This window comes from Streptomyces sp. NC-S4 (assembly GCF_054353315.1).
In genome coordinates this window covers 8,581,222-8,597,429 of sequence record NZ_CM135937.1, presented here as the reverse complement: position 1 = coordinate 8,597,429, position 16,208 = coordinate 8,581,222, and the positions used below count along the sequence as shown (strand labels likewise).

The 16,208-nt window shown below is 72.4% G+C and carries 15 protein-coding genes and 1 pseudogene; 6 read left to right on the top strand and 10 right to left on the bottom strand.

Features of this window, described 5'->3' with window-relative positions; genetic code table 11:
* Positions 1 to 52: 52 nt before the first annotated feature.
* Entirely contained in the window at positions 53 to 895 is an 843-nt protein-coding gene (locus ACXNSR_RS38520) for a hypothetical protein (RefSeq protein WP_458639987.1), read from the bottom strand.
* A gap of 278 nt (positions 896 to 1,173) precedes the next feature.
* On the opposite strand from ACXNSR_RS38520, the gene zwf reads away from it, so the two are divergent.
* On the top strand, positions 1,174 to 2,643 hold the full coding sequence (zwf, locus tag ACXNSR_RS38515; protein ID WP_458639986.1) for a glucose-6-phosphate dehydrogenase: 1,470 nt from the start codon (positions 1,174 to 1,176) through the stop codon (positions 2,641 to 2,643).
* 29 nt (positions 2,644 to 2,672) lie between these two features.
* Complete coding sequence (locus ACXNSR_RS38510) at positions 2,673 to 3,767, top strand: acyl-CoA dehydrogenase (RefSeq protein WP_458639985.1); 1,095 nt, start codon at positions 2,673 to 2,675, stop codon at positions 3,765 to 3,767.
* A 41-nt stretch (positions 3,768 to 3,808) separates the two neighbouring features.
* Here ACXNSR_RS38510 and ACXNSR_RS38505 read toward each other — a convergent pair whose 3' ends face one another.
* Both ACXNSR_RS38505 and ACXNSR_RS38500 read right to left on the bottom strand, forming a co-directional pair.
* Positions 3,809 to 4,192, bottom strand: a complete 384-nt coding sequence (locus ACXNSR_RS38505) for a VOC family protein (protein ID WP_458639984.1) — start codon at positions 4,190 to 4,192, stop codon at positions 3,809 to 3,811.
* 78 nt (positions 4,193 to 4,270) lie between these two features.
* The gene (locus ACXNSR_RS38500) at positions 4,271 to 5,173 is read right to left on the bottom strand and encodes a GNAT family N-acetyltransferase (RefSeq protein WP_458639983.1); all 903 of its coding nucleotides are present in this window, start codon (positions 5,171 to 5,173) and stop codon (positions 4,271 to 4,273) included.
* Positions 5,174 to 5,449: 276 nt separating this feature from the next.
* Here ACXNSR_RS38500 and ACXNSR_RS38495 point away from each other — a divergent pair.
* The 3 genes and pseudogenes from ACXNSR_RS38495 (at position 5,450) to ACXNSR_RS38485 (ending at position 7,468) form a co-directional block, all read left to right on the top strand.
* Positions 5,450 to 5,965 (top strand): annotated as a pseudogene (locus tag ACXNSR_RS38495) (alpha/beta hydrolase).
* 58 nt (positions 5,966 to 6,023) lie between these two features.
* The gene (locus ACXNSR_RS38490) at positions 6,024 to 6,809 is read left to right on the top strand and encodes an alpha/beta fold hydrolase (RefSeq protein ID WP_458639982.1); all 786 of its coding nucleotides are present in this window, start codon (positions 6,024 to 6,026) and stop codon (positions 6,807 to 6,809) included.
* 65 nt (positions 6,810 to 6,874) lie between these two features.
* Positions 6,875 to 7,468, top strand: coding sequence for a hypothetical protein (locus ACXNSR_RS38485; RefSeq protein ID WP_458639981.1), 594 nt, complete (start codon positions 6,875 to 6,877; stop codon positions 7,466 to 7,468).
* Between the two features lie 12 nt (positions 7,469 to 7,480).
* Here the strand turns inward: ACXNSR_RS38485 and ACXNSR_RS38480 are convergent, their stop codons facing one another.
* Positions 7,481 to 8,074 (bottom strand): TetR family transcriptional regulator, encoded by a 594-nt coding sequence (locus ACXNSR_RS38480; RefSeq protein WP_458639980.1) that lies wholly within the window; start codon positions 8,072 to 8,074, stop codon positions 7,481 to 7,483.
* A gap of 102 nt (positions 8,075 to 8,176) precedes the next feature.
* On the opposite strand from ACXNSR_RS38480, the gene ACXNSR_RS38475 reads away from it, so the two are divergent.
* Positions 8,177 to 9,160, top strand: coding sequence for an aldo/keto reductase (locus ACXNSR_RS38475; protein WP_458639979.1), 984 nt, complete (start codon positions 8,177 to 8,179; stop codon positions 9,158 to 9,160).
* A 25-nt stretch (positions 9,161 to 9,185) separates the two neighbouring features.
* Here ACXNSR_RS38475 and ACXNSR_RS38470 read toward each other — a convergent pair whose 3' ends face one another.
* The 6 genes from ACXNSR_RS38470 to ACXNSR_RS38445 are packed head-to-tail and all read right to left on the bottom strand — an operon-like array spanning position 9,186 to position 16,118.
* A complete protein-coding gene (locus tag ACXNSR_RS38470; RefSeq protein ID WP_458639978.1) occupies positions 9,186 to 10,604 on the bottom strand; it encodes an aminobutyraldehyde dehydrogenase in 1,419 nt (472 codons plus the stop codon).
* A complete protein-coding gene (locus ACXNSR_RS38465; protein ID WP_458639977.1) occupies positions 10,597 to 11,913 on the bottom strand; it encodes a flavin monoamine oxidase family protein in 1,317 nt (438 codons plus the stop codon). The genes ACXNSR_RS38470 and ACXNSR_RS38465 overlap by 8 nt, the downstream gene beginning before the upstream one ends.
* 27 nt (positions 11,914 to 11,940) lie before the next feature.
* Entirely contained in the window at positions 11,941 to 13,104 is a 1,164-nt protein-coding gene (locus ACXNSR_RS38460; RefSeq protein WP_458639976.1) for an ABC transporter ATP-binding protein, read from the bottom strand.
* A gap of 5 nt (positions 13,105 to 13,109) precedes the next feature.
* Positions 13,110 to 14,006, bottom strand: a complete 897-nt coding sequence (locus ACXNSR_RS38455) for an ABC transporter permease (protein WP_458639975.1) — start codon at positions 14,004 to 14,006, stop codon at positions 13,110 to 13,112.
* Complete coding sequence (locus tag ACXNSR_RS38450) at positions 14,003 to 14,986, bottom strand: ABC transporter permease (protein WP_458639974.1); 984 nt, start codon at positions 14,984 to 14,986, stop codon at positions 14,003 to 14,005. The genes ACXNSR_RS38455 and ACXNSR_RS38450 overlap by 4 nt, the downstream gene beginning before the upstream one ends.
* 1 nt (position 14,987) lies before the next feature.
* Positions 14,988 to 16,118, bottom strand: a complete 1,131-nt coding sequence (locus tag ACXNSR_RS38445) for a polyamine ABC transporter substrate-binding protein (RefSeq protein WP_458639973.1) — start codon at positions 16,116 to 16,118, stop codon at positions 14,988 to 14,990.
* Positions 16,119 to 16,208 lie beyond the last annotated feature (90 nt).

Below are 16,208 nucleotides of genomic sequence, written 5' to 3'. Positions count from 1 at the left end.
ACGAGAGCCGGACGGATGAGCGCGTCCACTCCGTACGGCGGCCGCGGGCCGGCTACGGCCGCTCGAAGAGCTGCAGCACCCCGCCGACCGAGAAGCACAGCGCACCGGTGAGCGTTCCCCAGTTGGCGATGTCGACGTTGACCAGGCTTCCGGTGGCGGGACGGGTGAAGGCGGCCAGCGCCGAGACCATGAAGAGGACCGAACCGAGCTGGTTGACCGCCACGACCCACCATCCGAGACTGCGGGAGCGGATGCACGGCCAGGGCCGATGACAGATCTCGGCGAACGCGAGATGCCCCGAGACGAGGAACAGCACGCACCCGATGACGTCAGGGGTCCAGATAAGCCGATTGACCTGCTGGACGGTCAGGCCCTCCAGGAAGGAGTCCAGGAGGTTGACGCCGAACACGAGCGTCCCGCTGAACAGGACGAACGTGCTCAGCCAGTCCAGCCGCATCGGCTCGTACCCCCACCACCGCCAGCGGGCGGTTTCCAGGAAGCCGCCGCCCGCGGCGTGCCGCGGCGCGTTCAGTACCTGCAGGACCGAGACGTAGCCCCCGGTGCTGAAGAACAGCCCCCCGACGAGGTACACCCACGCGCTGACGAGCGGATCGCCCGAGCCGAACTGGGAGACCGCGGCGCCGACGGCGAACAGCGCCCCGCCGATGACGAACGCACCGGAAGCGACGACGTTGAGCCTGCGCAGGCGGCGCAGTGCCCCGGGCTCGGCGGGCGCGGCCCGGCCGGCCGTGTCCCCCTGGCTCCGGACCGACAGCGTGCCGCGCTTGCGGGCCAGCCGCGAATCCCAGACCACGGTGTCCCCCTCGGGACGCCGCCAGGTGCGCCGGGTGACGAACGGTCCTGCGCCTTCGACGCTCTCCAGAGGCTGTCCCACGGTCCGAGACTAGTGCCGGGGGCGACACCCGACCGTCAGCGAAACGGACCCGTCGCCCGTGACCCGGGTGGTGGAATCCCGGGTGCCGGAACAGTGGTGAACACGCACAGTGGGTGCTCAGGGCGATGCGACACGATGCGACCGCCCGGAACGGAAGTGCGGCGAATGGCCTCGGGCCCACCCGTGCACCTCGTACGGGTCGGACCCGGGCGGACGGATACCGGTCCCGTACGTCGTGCCATGGAGCGCCCCGGCGCCGACGCGTGAGGATGCCCGCCATGACCCAGCCCACCCAGTCCGCGCAGTCCGCACCGTCACCCGGGTCGGGCCCGGCCGACCACGTCATCGTCCTCTTCGGTGCCACGGGAGACCTGGCCCGGCGCAAACTGCTGCCCGGCCTGTTCCATCTCGCCAAGGCGGGGCTGATGCCGCGGCGCTACCGCATCGTCGGCTCCGCCCCGGCGGCCGAGGCCCTGAGCGACCAGGACTTCCGTGCCCACGCACTCCAGGCCGTGGCGGAGTTCGGGCGCTCGCGCCCCGAGGGCCCCGAATGGGAGGAGTTCGAGTCCGCCCTGTCCTTCGGCTCGGCCGATCCGCAGGCTCCCGAGCCGCTGGTGGCGGCTGTGCGCGCGGCCGAGCAGGCCGTCGGCGGCACCCCGCGACGGCTGTTCCACCTCGCCGTCCCGCCCGTCGCGTTCACCTCGATGGTCGAACTCCTCGGCGCCACGGGCCTCGCCCAGGACGCCCGTGTCATCGTCGAGAAGCCCTTCGGGACCGACCTCGCGTCCGCCCGCGCCCTCAACGGGGCCATCCACGCCGTGTTCGACGAGTCCCGCGTGTTCCGCATCGACCACTTCCTCGGCAAGGAGGCGGTGGACAACATCCTCGCCCTCCGGTTCGCCAACGGCCTCTTCGAACCCCTCTGGAACCGCGAGCACATCAGCCATGTGCAGATCGACGTTCCCGAGCAGATCGACATCCAGGGCCGTGCGCACTTCTTCGAGGGCACCGGAACCTTCCGCGACATGATCGTCACTCATCTCTTCCAGCTGCTCGGGTTCGTCGCCATGGAACCGCCGGTCGTCCTCGACGCGCGGTCGCTCCGGGACGAGCAGGTCAAGGTCTTCCGCAGCCTGCGGCCGCTGGATCCCGCGCACGTCGTCCGCGGGCAGTATGCGGGCTACCGCGCCGAACCCGGTGTCGATCCGGCTTCGGACACCGAAACCTTCGCCGCCCTGCGCGTCGAGATCGACAACTGGCGCTGGGCCGGTGTCCCCTTCCTCCTGCGCTCGGGCAAGGCACTGGCCGAGGGCCGGCACGTCGTCACCCTGAGCCTGCGCGAGCCCGTCCTCGGTATGTTCCCCCTGAACGCGCGCGCGGCCGTCGACGGCCGCGGCAACGAGCTCGTCATCGACTTCGCCGACCCCGGTTCCATCACCGCCCGGTTCCTCGTCAAGGAGCCCGGTCCCGCCATGCGGTTGGCGGAGGCGGACATGGTCTTCGGCTACCGGAGCTCCTTCACCGCCGACAACTCCCTGGAGGGCTACGAGCACCTCCTCCTCGAGGCCATGCTCGGCGACCAGTCCTTCTTCACCCGATCCGACGGCATCGAGCGCCTGTGGGAGGTCTCGGCCCCGCTGCTGGACGCGCCCCCTCCCGTGGAGCCGTACGCCCCGGGAACCTGGGGGCCGGACAGCATCGACGCGCTCGCCGCCCCGCACCGCTGGCATCTTCCCGACCGGCGCTGATGCGAGGCGTACCGGGCGGGGGAACGGCATTGGAGACGCCGCCGGGCCTGGCGGCCGAGCCGTTGGTCGGGGCGGTGACGCGCGTGGCGGCCACCGTGCTGGCGCCCGATGCGGAGCGCACCGCCGTCGAAGGCGTGTCCCGCGCCCGGTTGGACGAGCTGGCCCGCAGCGGCGCCCACGGAGTCCTCGGGTACGAACCGGCACCGGGCGGCGGCTGCACCCGCGGTCAGGTGGTCCGGGAGGTCCACGAGATCCTCGCCGCCGTCGATCCGTCCACCTGGTTCGTCTACACCCAGCACTTCGGCCTCGTGAAGGCGCTGACCGCCAGTGCCAACACCGGACTCCGTGACCGCTGGCTGCCCGGACTGGGCACGGGTGCCGTCCAGGCCACGGCGGGCTTCGCGTACTTGCGCCATCCGCGGCCGCCGGTGTCCGCGGAGCGCTGCGAACAGGGGTGGCGGCTTCGTGGCCGGGTGCCCTGGATGACGGGCTGGGGTCTCGCGGACACGGCGGTCATCGGCGCCGTCACCGCCGATGACCGAGCCCTGTTCGTACGGGTCGACTGCCCGAGGGGGCCGGGCACCGGCCTCGGCATGGCCGCGGTGGAGTCACCGCCGCTGTGGGCGATGGGCGCGACGCACACGGCCGCCGTCGAGCTGCGGGACGTCGTCGTGCCGCTGGAGGACGTGATCTCCGTCGAGCCCAGGTCGCAATGGGCCCGGTCCTACGATCTGGAGAACGCGAACGCCAATCCGGCCGTCTTCGGACATCTGCGCGCAGCCGTCGACCTGCTGCTGGCGGCCGCGCCCCGGGCCGGAGCCACGTACGGGACGCTCGCCCACCGGCTGGCGGAGGAGGCCGCCCGGCTGCGTAGCGAGGCGTACGCCCTGCGGGACGAACTCGCCCCCGAACAGGAGGTACCGGCGCGGACCGGGGTCCGGGCCGCGGCCCTGGACCTCGCGGTGAGGGCCGCCACCGCCTGTGTGGCGGCGACCGGCGGGCGGGCCGTGCAGTACGGGAACACGGCGGGCCGACTGGCCCGGGAGGCCCTGTTCCACCTGATCCAGGCCCAGACCCCGCAGCTGCGCGAAGCCACTGCGACCGTGACGCTCCACGGGCTCTGACATACCGTCGACACGGAGGCCGGGGAGGCCGGGCCGCGTGGTCACAGGGGCGGGAGCCGCCTGTGCAGGAGGCAGAATTCGTTTCCCTCCGGGTCGGCGAGGACGTACCAGTTCTCGGTGCCGGTCTGACCGACGTCGGCGGGCCTGGCGCCGAGGGCGAGGAGGCGCTCCAGCTCGGCGGCCTGGTCGCGGTCGGTGGGGTTGACGTCGATGTGCAGCCGGAGCTTGCCGGTCCGTGGGGCGCTGCCGGGGCTGAGGACGAGGGTGGGCTGCGGGCCTCCGAAGCCCGCGTCGGGCGGCCCGATCTCGATGCTCCCGTCGTCCTCCCGGCCGAGTTCGGCGTAGCCGAGGACCTCGCTCCAGAAGGCGGCGAGCCGCTCGGGGTCGGCGGCGTCGATGACCAGCTCACTGATGCGGCATGCCATGCCCGTCAGTGTACGGAGCGGCACGGGCCTCGCCCCGCAGCCGGAACAGCACGGCGCGGGGCGAGGGTCGGTCCGCTGCTACGAGGCGGACGGGGCGGCGGGGTGGAAGTTGACGCGCTCGCGGACCACGGGGAAGCCGGCCTTGGCGAAGTTCGCGGCCATGGGGAAGTTCCCCCGGTCCGTGGCTCCGGTCACGGCCTCGGCGCCGTGCTCCACCAGGAAGTGGGTGCACTCCGCGAGGAGGTCGTAGGCGTAGCCGCGGCCGCGGTGTTCCGGGAGGACCCCGATGAATCCGATGGTCGGTCCGGAGGGGTTGTGCGCCGGGATGTGGATCCCGGCCAGGTCGCCCTCGGGGGTGCGGGCGACCTGCCACCACTCCCGCGGGGACGGGCACCAGTGGAAGAAGTCGAGCTCCTCCTGGGCGGCCTGGTCGAGGCCGCCCTCCGCTATGGCCTTCAGGGCGTGGGCGTCCAGGGTGGCCGAGTGGATGCGGCGCAGCGCGTCGAAGAAGACCGCGTCGTCGGGTTCGGCGCCGAAGACGAGGCGGCCGGGCCGTTCGGGGAGTCCGCACTCCGGGGTCCAGCGGTAGAGGAAGCGTTCCACCAGGAGTTCGTAGCCGGCCGCCCGGGCGGCGGCGAAGCGGGTCTCGGCGGCGGCGGTCAGGTCGGGGTGGTCGCGCCAGTCGCCGGGGAGGTTGATCTCGAGCTCGACCTGCCAGGGGGCGGAGCGCAGGAGTTCGGCCCCCGCCTCCACCTCGCCCTCGGCGACGTCGAACCAGTTGACGTTGACGGGTTCCTTGTCGTCGGCGCCGCCCCACCAGGCGCCCCGGGCTACGACCGTGCCGTCGCGCAGGGCCACCCGCTTCCAGTCGGGGCGGTGCGTGGTGCGCTCGTGGGCGGCGCGGGCGTTCAGGGGATCGGGGTGTGCGTCGAACAGGTGGGCGTCGCTCTCGTCGAGCGCGCGGATGACCGGGTCGGTCATGGAATCCTCCGGGATGGGTACTGCGTGGTGCGCTCCCGGCCTCGGATCAGATGAACCACACCGGGGTAACGGGGAGGGAGCGCTGGATGGTTGAGAACTGCACGGCACTCGCCTCCTTCCGTTCGTCTCGTGCGATGTGGTCCGGGTTCGGACGATACTTGATCATCGACGGTCCGTCCACGCACTTTGTCGGACCGGCCGGAGGAACCGGACCGTCTCTTCCGGATCTTGCCGTGTGAAGATCACTGGGTCGATGCCGACCGTGAGGCGGGGCGCATGGCCGCTGTGGTGCTCGTGCACGGCCTGTATCACCGTCCTGAGCACTTCGCCGAAGTGGCAGGGTCTCTGCGGGCCTGCGGAACCGAGGTCGTGGTTCCCGAGCTCCACCGGGGTGCGCGGAGCAGGGCACTTGGTGTACGTGGCGGCCTTCGTGCCGGACGCCGGTGAGAGCGCGGCCGGTCTGGGTGGGGCGTCCTCTCGGCTCCGGGAGGCGATCCGCCCCGGGCCCGACGGCTCGACCCGGCTGTGCCCCGATCCGGCCGCGGCCGCCCTCTACGACGACTGCCCCGAACCGCTCGCCGCCCGTGCGGTCGGCCTCCTGCGAGCCCAGGCCCCCGGCTGCGGGCGAGGGGTTCCGCAGCGCCAGAGCTGGAAGGACGCTCCCTCCACCTACGTGGTCTGCGCGAGTGGCGGACGGGCCATTCCCCGTTCGTGGGACGGCCCGGGCTCGTCGTGGGCCTCCTGCGGGAACTGCTCGCATCGTCCGCTTTCCGGCGCGATGGGTCCATATGAGTCCGCGGTGCCGTGAATTCGGATGGCCTGCGCGGTGCTGACCTGCGACTATCTGCGGATGCTTATCCTTGCTGACGATCTCGGCCACCTTTCCTACACCGTCACCGGCGAAGGTCCGCCCGTGGTGCTCGTGCACGCCGGTGTCGCCGACCACACCATGTGGGACGCGGTGGTGCCCGCCCTGGCGGAACAGAACACCGTCATCCGGTACGACCTGCGCGGGTTCGGTGAGTCCGCACCCCCGACCGGGCCGTTCACGGAGACCGATGACCTGTGCCGGCTCCTGGACCACCTCGGTCACGAGAGCGTCCGGCTCGTCGGCGCGTCCTGGGGCGGGCGGGTGGCCGTGAACTTCACCCTCGCCCACCCCGGCCGGGTCCGGTCGCTGACGCTGCTCGCCCCGCCGTGGCCCGGCTACGGCTGGTCGGCGGACATGGTGGCCTACGACGAGGCCGAGACGGCGGCCCTGGCCGCGGGCGACCTGGACGCCGCGGTCCGCGTGAACCTGGACATGTGGCTGCGCGGGCCCGGTCGCGGCTGGGAGGACGTCGCTCCGGGCCTGGCCGAACGGCTCCGCACCCCCGTGCGGACGTCGCTGGTGAACCAGGACACGGTCGGGGAACACTCCCAGGGCGGCGCGGGCGGCGACATCGCGACGATCGGTGTGCCCACGCTGGTCGGGATCGGCCGGCTCGACGTGGCCGACTTCCAGGACATCGCCCGCCGGTACGCCGCCGGGATCCCCGGTGCCACCCTGGTCGAGTTCCCCGCAGCGGCCCACCTCATCGCACTCGACTCCCCCGTCGAACTCCTCGCCGCGCTGCGGCCGTTCCTCGCCCGCTGACGCGGAGACGGGGAGCGGCGGAAACCCGAGTGCCGCCGCGCCCCCGGGCGGTGCAGGATCTGTCCATGAAGCATGGGGACAACATGGACAGCACCCACCAGGCGGACGACAAGGTCGCGGCACGGCTCGCGGAGGCCCTGTCGTCGGGCATTCCGGTCCGCGTCCACCGGTCGGCGATCCGGGGCGCCGACCGGCTCGACGGATTCGTCGTCGGCACGAGCGCGGCGTGGACCCTGATCGCCCTGTGCAGTGATCTCCGGCTCGACGGCTGGGCGGCGGTGCGCACCGCGGACATCACGAAGGTCGGGTGGCGGGGCGGCCCGGACTGCCTGACCGTCCGGGCGCTGCGGCGGCGCGGGCGGTGGCCGGCCCGGGCGCCCGAGCCGGCGCCGGTCCTGGACGGGCCGGCAGACCTGGCGGTGGGGGCCTCCCGGACGTTCGGGCTGGTGTCCCTGCATGTCGAGCGGGTCGCGCCGGATGCCTGCTGGATCGGCGAGGTGGCCGCGGTACGGCCGAAGTCGTTGCGGCTGCGGGAGATCGACACCGAGGCGCGATGGAGTCCGAACCTGTCGAAGTTCCCGTTCCGGGCGGTCACCCGGGTGGGCTTCGGCGGGCGGTACGAGCGGACGCTGCTGGAGTTCGCCGGGCCGCGCCGCTGAGCGTGGATCCGCTCAGGCTCCGGCCGCCGGGGGCGCGGGGGCGGTGATGCGGCGGACGGATTCCACGACCGCCGCACGGTGCTCGGCGAGCCGCTCGGCGGCCCAGCCGGTGCCCGCCGCGTCCGCCGCCGGGCCGCCCACCGCGCCGAACCAGGCCTGCGACAGGCCCATGACCAGCGTCAGGACGTCCGCCGCGGGCACCGCGGCATCGATCCGGCCCTCTTCCTGCGCCCGCCGGACCGCCGCGATCTTGCCCTCGTAGGACATGGACTCCTCGTCCGCGGCCCCCGGGCGCTCCAGCTGCTTCCACAGCACGAGGCGCATCAGCGCGGGCCGCTCGACGAGGTGGTCGAAGACCGCCCCCGCGTAGCCGGGCAGGTCCTCCACGTCGAAGGGGACGGACTCCGATCCCGTCGCGAGGGCCCGCTGGAGCACGGCGTCGAAGAGCTGCTCCTTGTTGCCGTAGTAGACGTAGATGAGCCGCTTGTTCGCTTGCGCCGCCTCGGCGATGCGGTCGACGCGCGCGCCCGCGATGCCGTACGTCGCGAACTCGGTGAAGGCGGCGTCGAGCAGCCGCGCCTTCGTCGCGTTGGAATCCCGTGCCATGGGCCGCAGCCTAGCAAGTAACTATCCAGTTATTGACAAGACGGGCCGAGGCGTCGCAGACTCAAACTATCCAGTTAGTTACTTTTTCGTGAGGAGCACACCATGGAGATCCGCGCACTGGGCGGCCAGGGACTGGAGGTCGGCGCCGAGGGCCTCGGCCTGATGGGCATGAGCGCCCACTACGGCGCCACCGACGAGACCGAGTCCCTCGCCACCATCGACCGCGCCCTGGAGCTGGGCGTCACCCTCCTCGACACCGCCGAGGGCTACGGCCCCTTCCGCAACGAGCAGCTGCTCGGCAAGGCCCTGTCCGGCCGCCGCGGGTCGGCCGTGGTCGCCACCAAGACCGGTATCGAGTTCAGCGACGAAGGCACCCTGCTCGGCCACAACGCGAGCCCCGAGTACATCCGCCGCTCGGCCGACCGCTCCCTGCGCCACCTGGGCACCGACCACATCGACCTCTACTACCTGCACCGCGTCGACCCGAACGTGCCGATCGAGGAGAGCGTGGGAGCCCTGGCCGAGCTGGTCGAGGCCGGCAAGGTCCGCCACATCGGGCTCTGCGAGGTCTCCCCCGCCACGATCGCCCGCGCCCACGCGGTGCACCCGCTGGCCGCCGTACAGACCGAGTACAGCCTCTTCGAGCGCGGCATCGAGCACGACGGCGTACTGGACACCCTGCGCCGACTCGGCATCGGGCTCGTCGCCTACTCCCCGCTCGGACGCGGCTTCCTCTCCGGTGCCATCACCGGCCCGGACGACTTCGCCGCCGACGACTTCCGCCGCACCGACCCGCGGTTCCAGGGAGAGAACTTCCACCGCAACCTCGCCGTCGTGGACCAGGTGCGCCGGCTCGCCGCCGAAAAGGGCGTCACCCCCTCCCAGCTGGCCCTGGCCTGGACCCTCCACCAGGGCGCCGTCCCCATCCCCGGCACCAAGCGCCGCCGCTACCTGGAGGAGAACATCGCCGCCACCGCCGTGACGATCACCCCCGCGGAGCTGGCCGCCATCGACGCCGTGGCGCCCTACGGCGTGGCCTCGGGCGACCGCTACGCACCCGAGCTGATGGCCACCCTGAACGGCTGATCCCGTGGGGGCACCCCGGGCGAGCTCACAGCATGACGTGCTTGACCTGGGTGTAGTCCAGGAGCCCCGCCATCGAGAGATCGCTGCCGTAGCCCGAGTGCTTGACCCCGCCGTGGGGCATCTCGGAGACGGTGGTGCCGTGGGTGTTCACCCAGACGATGCCGGTGTGCAGGGCCCGGGTCGCGCGCATGGCGCGGTCGTGGTCCCTCGTCCACACACTGGCGGCGAGGCCGTGGCGGACGTCGTTGGCCAGGTACAGGGCCTCCGCCTCGTCCGTGAAGGGCTGCACGGTCACCACGGGGCCGAAGATCTCCTCCTGCACGATCTCGTCGTCCTGGCGCACGCCGGCGACGACGGTGGGTTCGTGGAAGAAGCCGGGCCGCGGGAGGCGGGCGCCGCCGGTGACGATCCGGGCGTGCCGCGGCAGCCGCTCGAGCAGGGACCGTACCGAGGTCAGCTGGGCCGCGTTGTTCAGCGGGCCGAAGTCCGCGTCCGGCTCGTCCGGGGCGCCCGTGCGCAGCCCTGCCGTCTCGGCCGCGAAGGCCGCGAGGAACGCGTCGTGCACCCGGTGGTGGACCAGCAGCCGGGTGGGCGCGGTGCAGTCCTGGCCCGCGTTGTAGTAGGCGACCGCGGCGAGGGCGGCGGCGGTCGCCGCCACGTCCACGTCGTCGTGGACGAGCACCGGGGCGTTGCCGCCGAGCTCCAGGTGGACGCGTTTGAGGTCGGCGGCCGCGGCGGCGGCGATCTGCCGGCCGGCGCGCACGCTGCCGGTGACCGCGATGAGGGCCACGTCCGGGTGGGCGGTGAGCGCGCGTCCGGTGTCGCGGTCGCCGCAGACCACATTGAGCACGCCGGGCGGCAGGTGCTCGGCCGCGACGCGGGCCAGCAGCGCGGATGACGCGGGAGTGGTGTCGGCGGGCTTGAGCACGGTCGTGTTGCCCGCGGCGAGCGCCGGGGCGATCTTCCACACCGCCATCATCAGCGGGTAGTTCCACGGGGTGATCTGGGCGCAGACCCCGACCGGTTCGCGCCGCAGTACGGAGGTGCGGCCTTCGGTGTACTCGGCGGCCGCGAGGCCCGGCAGGTTGCGCGCGGCTCCGGCGAAGAAGCGCAGGGTGTCGACGATCGCGGGCAGTTCCTCGGCCCTGAACTGCCGCGGCGGCTTGCCGGTGTCGCCGGACTCGGCGGCCACGAAGGCCTCCGCGTGCTCCTCGATCGCGTCGGCGATGCCGAGCAGGGCGCGCTGGCGTACGGCCGGTGTCGTCGTGGACCAGTGCGCGTACGCGCCTGCGGCGGCCGCGCAGGCGGCGTCCGTGTCGGCCCGGCCGGAGCGCGGGGCGTGGCCGTGCACCCGGCCGGTGGCGGGGTCGACGAGCTCCATCGTCTCGCCCGAGGCGGCGGGCCGGTCCACGCCCGCCACGTGGTTGAGCACGGGGTCAGCCACGGCGCAGCGCCTCCTTGGCGGCGTCGCGTCCGGTGCGTACGGCGCCTTCCATGTAACCGGCCACCCACTGGTCGGATCCGCAGACGTAGAAGGGGGGTTCGTGGGTGCCGTGGCGGGGGCCGATGGCCATGACGTCGCCGGGGGTCCACTGGGTGACGTACCCCTGGGTCCACGGGTCGGTGCCCCACATCCGGATGTAGGTGGCGAGCGGCCGGTGGGCGTCGTCCCCGTAGAGGCGGGCGATCTCGGCGAGGAGTTCGCGGGTGCGCAGCGGGGCGGGTGCGGCGAGCAGGACGCCGAGCCTCTCGGGCGGTACGAGGGCGGAGAGGATGCCGTCGCTCTGCGGCCAGGTGCTGCCGAGGACCCCTTCGCATTCGGAGAGGCCGCTGCGGCCGAGTGCGCGCCAGAAGGGCCGGTCGTACGCGGCCACGAACTTGGCGGCGAGGGCGTTGCGCTGGCGGTGCAAGGAGGCGAGTCGCTCGTCGCCGACGCCGGTGACCGCGATCCGGCGGAGCGGGCCGACGGGCAGGGCGCTGACGACGGCGCCGGAGGTGAGGGTCTCGCCGCCGGCCAGCCGTACGGAGCAGTGGCCGGGCCGGGCGACCGTGACGGCCTCGACGGGTGCGCCGGTGCGGATGCGTCCGCCGAGGGCGTCCGCCATGCGCAGGGCCACCGTGGCGGATCCCTCGGCGACGCGCAGGCCTTCCCATGCCTCGTAGTCGTAGGCGCCGGGGCCGGGGACGGCGGCGTGCTTGCGCAGGGCGGCGAGCAGGGACGTGCGCTCGTACGAGCCGTCTGCGAGCGCGAGTTGGCCGATCTCCCAGAGGCGGACGACGGCCGGGGTGGCTCCCTGGGCGCGCAGCCAGTCGCCGACGGAGGACCGGTCGAGGGCCGTCGCGTCGGGGTGGGACCAGGGGGCGGCCGGGTCGACGGTCCGGGCGAGTGTGCGGAAGGCGGCGGTGACCTTCTGGTGGCAGGCGTCGTCGCCGGGGCCGAACCAGTGGGGCGGATCGCCCGCGGAGACCGCTTCGGGCGTGGCGCGGGTGAGGGCGCCGGGCTCGGCGACGTAGCTGGGGACCGGGGTGAGGCCGAGTTCCGCGGCGAGGTCCAGGTAGGCGGTGTGGGCGCGGCCGACGACCTCTCCGCCGAGCTGGACCAGGCGGCCGTCGGGGAGTTCGGTCTGTTCGACGCGTCCGCCGACCCGGTCGCGGGCCTCGACGACGAGGACGTCGGCTCCGCCGGCGGCGAGGTCGCGCGCCGCGGCGAGGCCGGAGAGGCCGGCGCCGAGCACGATGACGTCGTGGTTCATGGGGGTGTTCCTTCGGTCGGGGCCGTTTCAGTCCAGGACGAGGCAGTGTTCGGGCTTCCAGCCGATCTCGACGCGCTCGCCACCGCTCCAGCGGTCCTCCCTGCGGGACCGGACGGTGTTCTGCTCCAGTACGGACACCGTGACACCGGGGGCCAGTTCGATCAGGTACGTGGTGGTGGGGCCGCAGTAGACGGTCTCGCGGACGACCCCGGTGGCGCGGGCCATGTCGGGCTCCAGGTCGGACAGCCAGATCTTCTCGGGGCGGATCGACAGGTTGACCCTGCTGCCCTCGGAGACGGACGGCCGCTGTCCGACGGGGAGTTCGGGGCCGTCGTCGAGGACGACCCGGCCGGATCGGTAGGTGCCGGGGACGAGGTTGGAGGTGCCCATGAAGGAGGCGGTGAAGCTGCTCGTGGGGCGCTCGTAGACGTCCTCGGGCGTTCCGCACTGCTCGACGCGGCCCTCGTTCATGACGGCGAGGCGGTCCGACATGGTCAGGGCCTCGTCCTGGTCGTGGGTGACGAAGACGAAGGTGATGCCGACCTCGCGCTGGATCTGCTTGAGCTCGACCTGCATGTGGCGGCGCAGTTTGAGGTCGAGGGCGGCCAGCGGCTCGTCGAGGAGCAGGACCTGGGGCCGGTTGACGAGGGCGCGGGCGAGGGCGACGCGTTGCTTCTGGCCGCCGGAGAGGGTGGCCGGCCTGCGGTTCGCCAGGTGCCCGAGCTGGACGAGTTCGAGCATGCCCGAGACGCGTTCGCGGATCTCGGCGCGGCCGACTCCCTTGCGCTTGAGGCCGAAGGCCACGTTGTCGGCGAGGGAGAGGTGGTCGAAGAGGGCGTAGCTCTGGAAGACGGTGTTGACGTTGCGCTTGTCGGGCGGCAGGCCGGTGACGTCCCGGCCGTCGAGGAGGACACTGCCCTCGGTGGGGTCGGAGAAGCCGCCGATCATCCGCAGGAGGGTGGTCTTGCCGCAGCCGGAGGGTCCGAGCAGGGAGAAGAACTCGCCGGGGGCGATGTCGAGTTCGACGTCGCGCACGGCATGGGCGCCGCCCGCGGCGGGGTACCGCTTGCTGACGTGGTCGAGCCGGACGGCGGGGGTCGGGTGGACGGGCGTCGGGGTCAGCAGGGGCGTCGCGGCCGGGGTGGGGGCCGGGACGGCCGTGGGGGTCGGGTGCTCGGGTGTCGCGGGCATGGGTGTCACTTCCCGGAGAGCAGGTCGAGGCCGCCTTTGCGCCCGAACAGGCGCGGGATGGCGAGGGCGAGGACGATGAGTCCGATGGAGCCGGCCAGCATCAGGGTGCCGACGGCGTTGATGGTGGGCTGCACGCCGAACCGGATCGCCGAGTAGATGCGCACGGACAGCGGTTGCGGGTCCACTCCGGTGGTGAAGTAGGCGAGGACGAAGTCGTCGAAGACGAGGGCGAAGATCAGCACTGCGGCGGCGAGGATGCTGGGCAGCAGCGCGGGCAGGGTCACCAGGCGCAGTGCCTGCCCGCGGGTGGCGCCGAGGTCCATGGCGGCTTCTTCGACCTCCGGGTTGAGGGCGGCGATGCGGGAGCGGAGGATCACCGTCACGTAGGAGACGGAGAAGGTGATCTCCGCGAGCATCACGGTGGTGGTGGAGAGGGTGATGCCGAGGCCCTTGAAGAGGAGCATCGCCGCGACGCCCGTGACGATCTCCGGGGTGATCAGCGGGACGAGCATGATCAGGCCGGCGAAGGAGCCGAGGCGGCCGCGGCTGCGTACGAGCCCCAGGGCCAGGGCCACCCCGAGGACGAGCGAGCCGGCCATGGCGACCAGGGAGACCCGCAGGCTCATGCCGAGCGAGTCGAGGAGTACCTCGTCGTGGAGGAGGGACGTGTACCAGCGGAGGCTGACGCCGTCGAGGACGGTGAGGGACTTCTGGGCGTTGAAGGAGAACAGGACGACGACGCCGACGGGGAGGTAGAGGAGCGCGAAGAAGAGGGCGGTGACGGCGATGGCGAAGCGGGGCCGGCGCTCGGCTCCGCGCCGGCGGCGCCGCGGGGTGCCACGGCCGGTGCCCGCGCCCGTGCCGGTACTGGTGTCCGTGCTGGTGCCGGTACTGGTGCTCATCGGGCGGCCTCCGCCTCGTCCTTGCGGGTACGTCGCAGGTAGCCGAGCATCCCGAGGAACAGGACCGCCATCAGCAGCATGGTGAGGGCCGAGCCGAGCGGCCAGTTCTGGCCCTGGAAGAACTTGTCCTGGATCAGGTTGCCGATCATGATCTGGTCGGGGCCTCCCATGAGCTGGGCACTGACGAAGTCGCCCATGGCGGGCAGGAAGACGAGGACGCAACCGGCGGCCGCTCCCTGCCGGGTGGCGGGGACGGTGACGAAGAAGAAGGTGCGCAGGGGGCCTCCGTACAGGTCGCGGCCGGCCTCGATGAGCGAGGTGTCCATGCGTTCCATCGCCGCGTACAGCGGGATGATCATGAAGACGACGAAGCCGTAGACGAGTCCGGCGATCACGCCCGCACCGGTCTGGAGGATCTTGGTGTCGTCGTCGGCGAGACCGGTCGCGCGCAGGGCCTTCAGCAGCGGGCCGTCGTCGGAGAGGACGACGGACCAGCCGTACATCCGGACCAGGTAGTTGGCGAAGAACGGGACGACGATCGCGGCGATCAGCAGGTTCTTGAACCGGCCGCCGCACAGGGCGATGGCGTAGGCCACCGGGTAGGCCACGGCCAGGCAGATCAGGCAGGTGATCAGCGCGTAGCCGAGGGAGCGCAGCAGGACGGTGCGGTAGGCGGGGTCGGCCAGTGCGGCGATGTTGGCGAAGTCGAGCCCGAAGCGCGGGTTGCCGAGGGGGTCGGTGGTACCGAGCGCCAGGGTGGCCACGAGGAGGAGGGAGGCGACGAGGAAGCCGGCCATCCAGAGGGTGCCGGGCAGCAGGAGCCAGGTCCACAGGCGCGGCTGCCGTATCCGGGCGGGAGTGCCCGGGGCGGGCGCGGGCCTGGTCCGGTTCCGGTTCCGGTTCCGGGACGGCGTTCGCGGCTCGGCCGGCTCCCGGGGCGGCCGGAGCGCGGTCCCGGTGCGGTTGCTTCGTGTCGCCATGTCAGCCGGCCTTCACGTCGGTCCAGGCGGCGTCACGGGCCCGTTCGGTCCCGGCGTCGCCGTTGCGGAAGAAGAGGTCGGCCGCCAGGTCGTCGGCGGTCACCAGGCACTGGGGGAACGGCTCGACGAGCGCGGCGTAGGTGTCCTCGGTGCCGCGGACCGGCATCGGGTAGCCGATGTACTCGATGTTCTTCTTCACGTTCTCCGGGCGGAGCATGTAGTCGATGAAGAGCATCGCGGTGCCGGGGTGCTGCGCGTTGGCGGGTATGGCGTAACAGTCGGAGTTGACGGGGGCGCCCTCGCGGGCGACCTCGAAGCCGAAGACGGCCGGATCCTCGGCCTGGGCGAGCATGGCGGCCATGTCTCCGCTCCACGCCTGGGTCATGTCGGCGTTGCCGTTGAGGAGGTTGTTGTAGCTGTCGCTGGAGAAGCCGCGCAGGCGGGGGCGGAGCGAGCGCAGGGTGTCGGTGACGCGGGCGAGGTCGCCGGGGTCGCCGGTGGTGAGGCCGAGGCCGAGCTTGAGCGCGCCCAGGCCGAGCACCTCGTCGCGGTCGTCGAGGACGAAGACCTTGCCCTTGGCCTTCTCGTTCCACAGGTCGTGCCAGGAGCCGGTCAGGTCGCCGAGCCGGTCCCGGCGCCAGCCGATGCCCGTCTTGTACATGGTGAACGGGACGGTGTGCGCGGAGCGGCGGTCGTACCAGGGGTCGGCGAAGTAGCCGTAGCCGCCGAACACGGCTTCGGCGCCCCGCAGGCGGGAGTGGTCGATCGTACGGAGCCGGCCGCCGGCGACGAGGCGCTCGGCCCATTTCGCGGTGGGGAAGATGATGTCGTAGCGGTTGCCGGCATTGAGCTTGGCGGCCATGCCCTCCATGGAGTCGTAGTTCGACTGGACGACCTTGACGCCGTATTCCTTCTGGAAGCCTTCGAAGACGGCGGGGTCGACGAAGTCCGCCCAGTTGAAGTAGACGAGGTCGCCGTCGACCTTGACGTCGATGGGTGCTTCCGCGGTCGCCCGCCCGGCCGGGTCGTCCGCGGTGGCGAAGCCGCATCCGGAGGCGGTGAGGGCGAGGGCGGCGGCGGTGCCGGCGCGGAGGAAAGCGCGTCTGGTCGGGGGGAGTGCCTCGGGGGACATGGGGTCCTCTCCGTAGGGGCCGCAGGGGGACGGCGGGGAACGAGCGGTACGTGGGGGCTCGGTCGTGCGGCGGGCGCGGCGCGGGGGCGG

Coding starts and splice junctions, on each gene's coding strand:
- zwf (WP_458639986.1), top strand. CDS start 1,174: ATGACCCAGCCCACCCAGTCCGCGCAGTCCGCACCGTCACCCGGGTCG.
- ACXNSR_RS38505 (WP_458639984.1), bottom strand. CDS start 4,192: ATGGCATGCCGCATCAGTGAGCTGGTCATCGACGCCGCCGACCCCGAG.
- ACXNSR_RS38500 (WP_458639983.1), bottom strand. CDS start 5,173: ATGACCGACCCGGTCATCCGCGCGCTCGACGAGAGCGACGCCCACCTG.
- ACXNSR_RS38490 (WP_458639982.1), top strand. CDS start 6,024: ATGCTTATCCTTGCTGACGATCTCGGCCACCTTTCCTACACCGTCACC.
- ACXNSR_RS38485 (WP_458639981.1), top strand. CDS start 6,875: ATGAAGCATGGGGACAACATGGACAGCACCCACCAGGCGGACGACAAG.
- ACXNSR_RS38480 (WP_458639980.1), bottom strand. CDS start 8,074: ATGGCACGGGATTCCAACGCGACGAAGGCGCGGCTGCTCGACGCCGCC.
- ACXNSR_RS38475 (WP_458639979.1), top strand. CDS start 8,177: ATGGAGATCCGCGCACTGGGCGGCCAGGGACTGGAGGTCGGCGCCGAG.
- ACXNSR_RS38465 (WP_458639977.1), bottom strand. CDS start 11,913: ATGAACCACGACGTCATCGTGCTCGGCGCCGGCCTCTCCGGCCTCGCC.
- ACXNSR_RS38460 (WP_458639976.1), bottom strand. CDS start 13,104: ATGCCCGCGACACCCGAGCACCCGACCCCCACGGCCGTCCCGGCCCCC.
- ACXNSR_RS38455 (WP_458639975.1), bottom strand. CDS start 14,006: ATGAGCACCAGTACCGGCACCAGCACGGACACCAGTACCGGCACGGGC.
- ACXNSR_RS38450 (WP_458639974.1), bottom strand. CDS start 14,986: ATGGCGACACGAAGCAACCGCACCGGGACCGCGCTCCGGCCGCCCCGG.
- ACXNSR_RS38445 (WP_458639973.1), bottom strand. CDS start 16,118: ATGTCCCCCGAGGCACTCCCCCCGACCAGACGCGCTTTCCTCCGCGCC.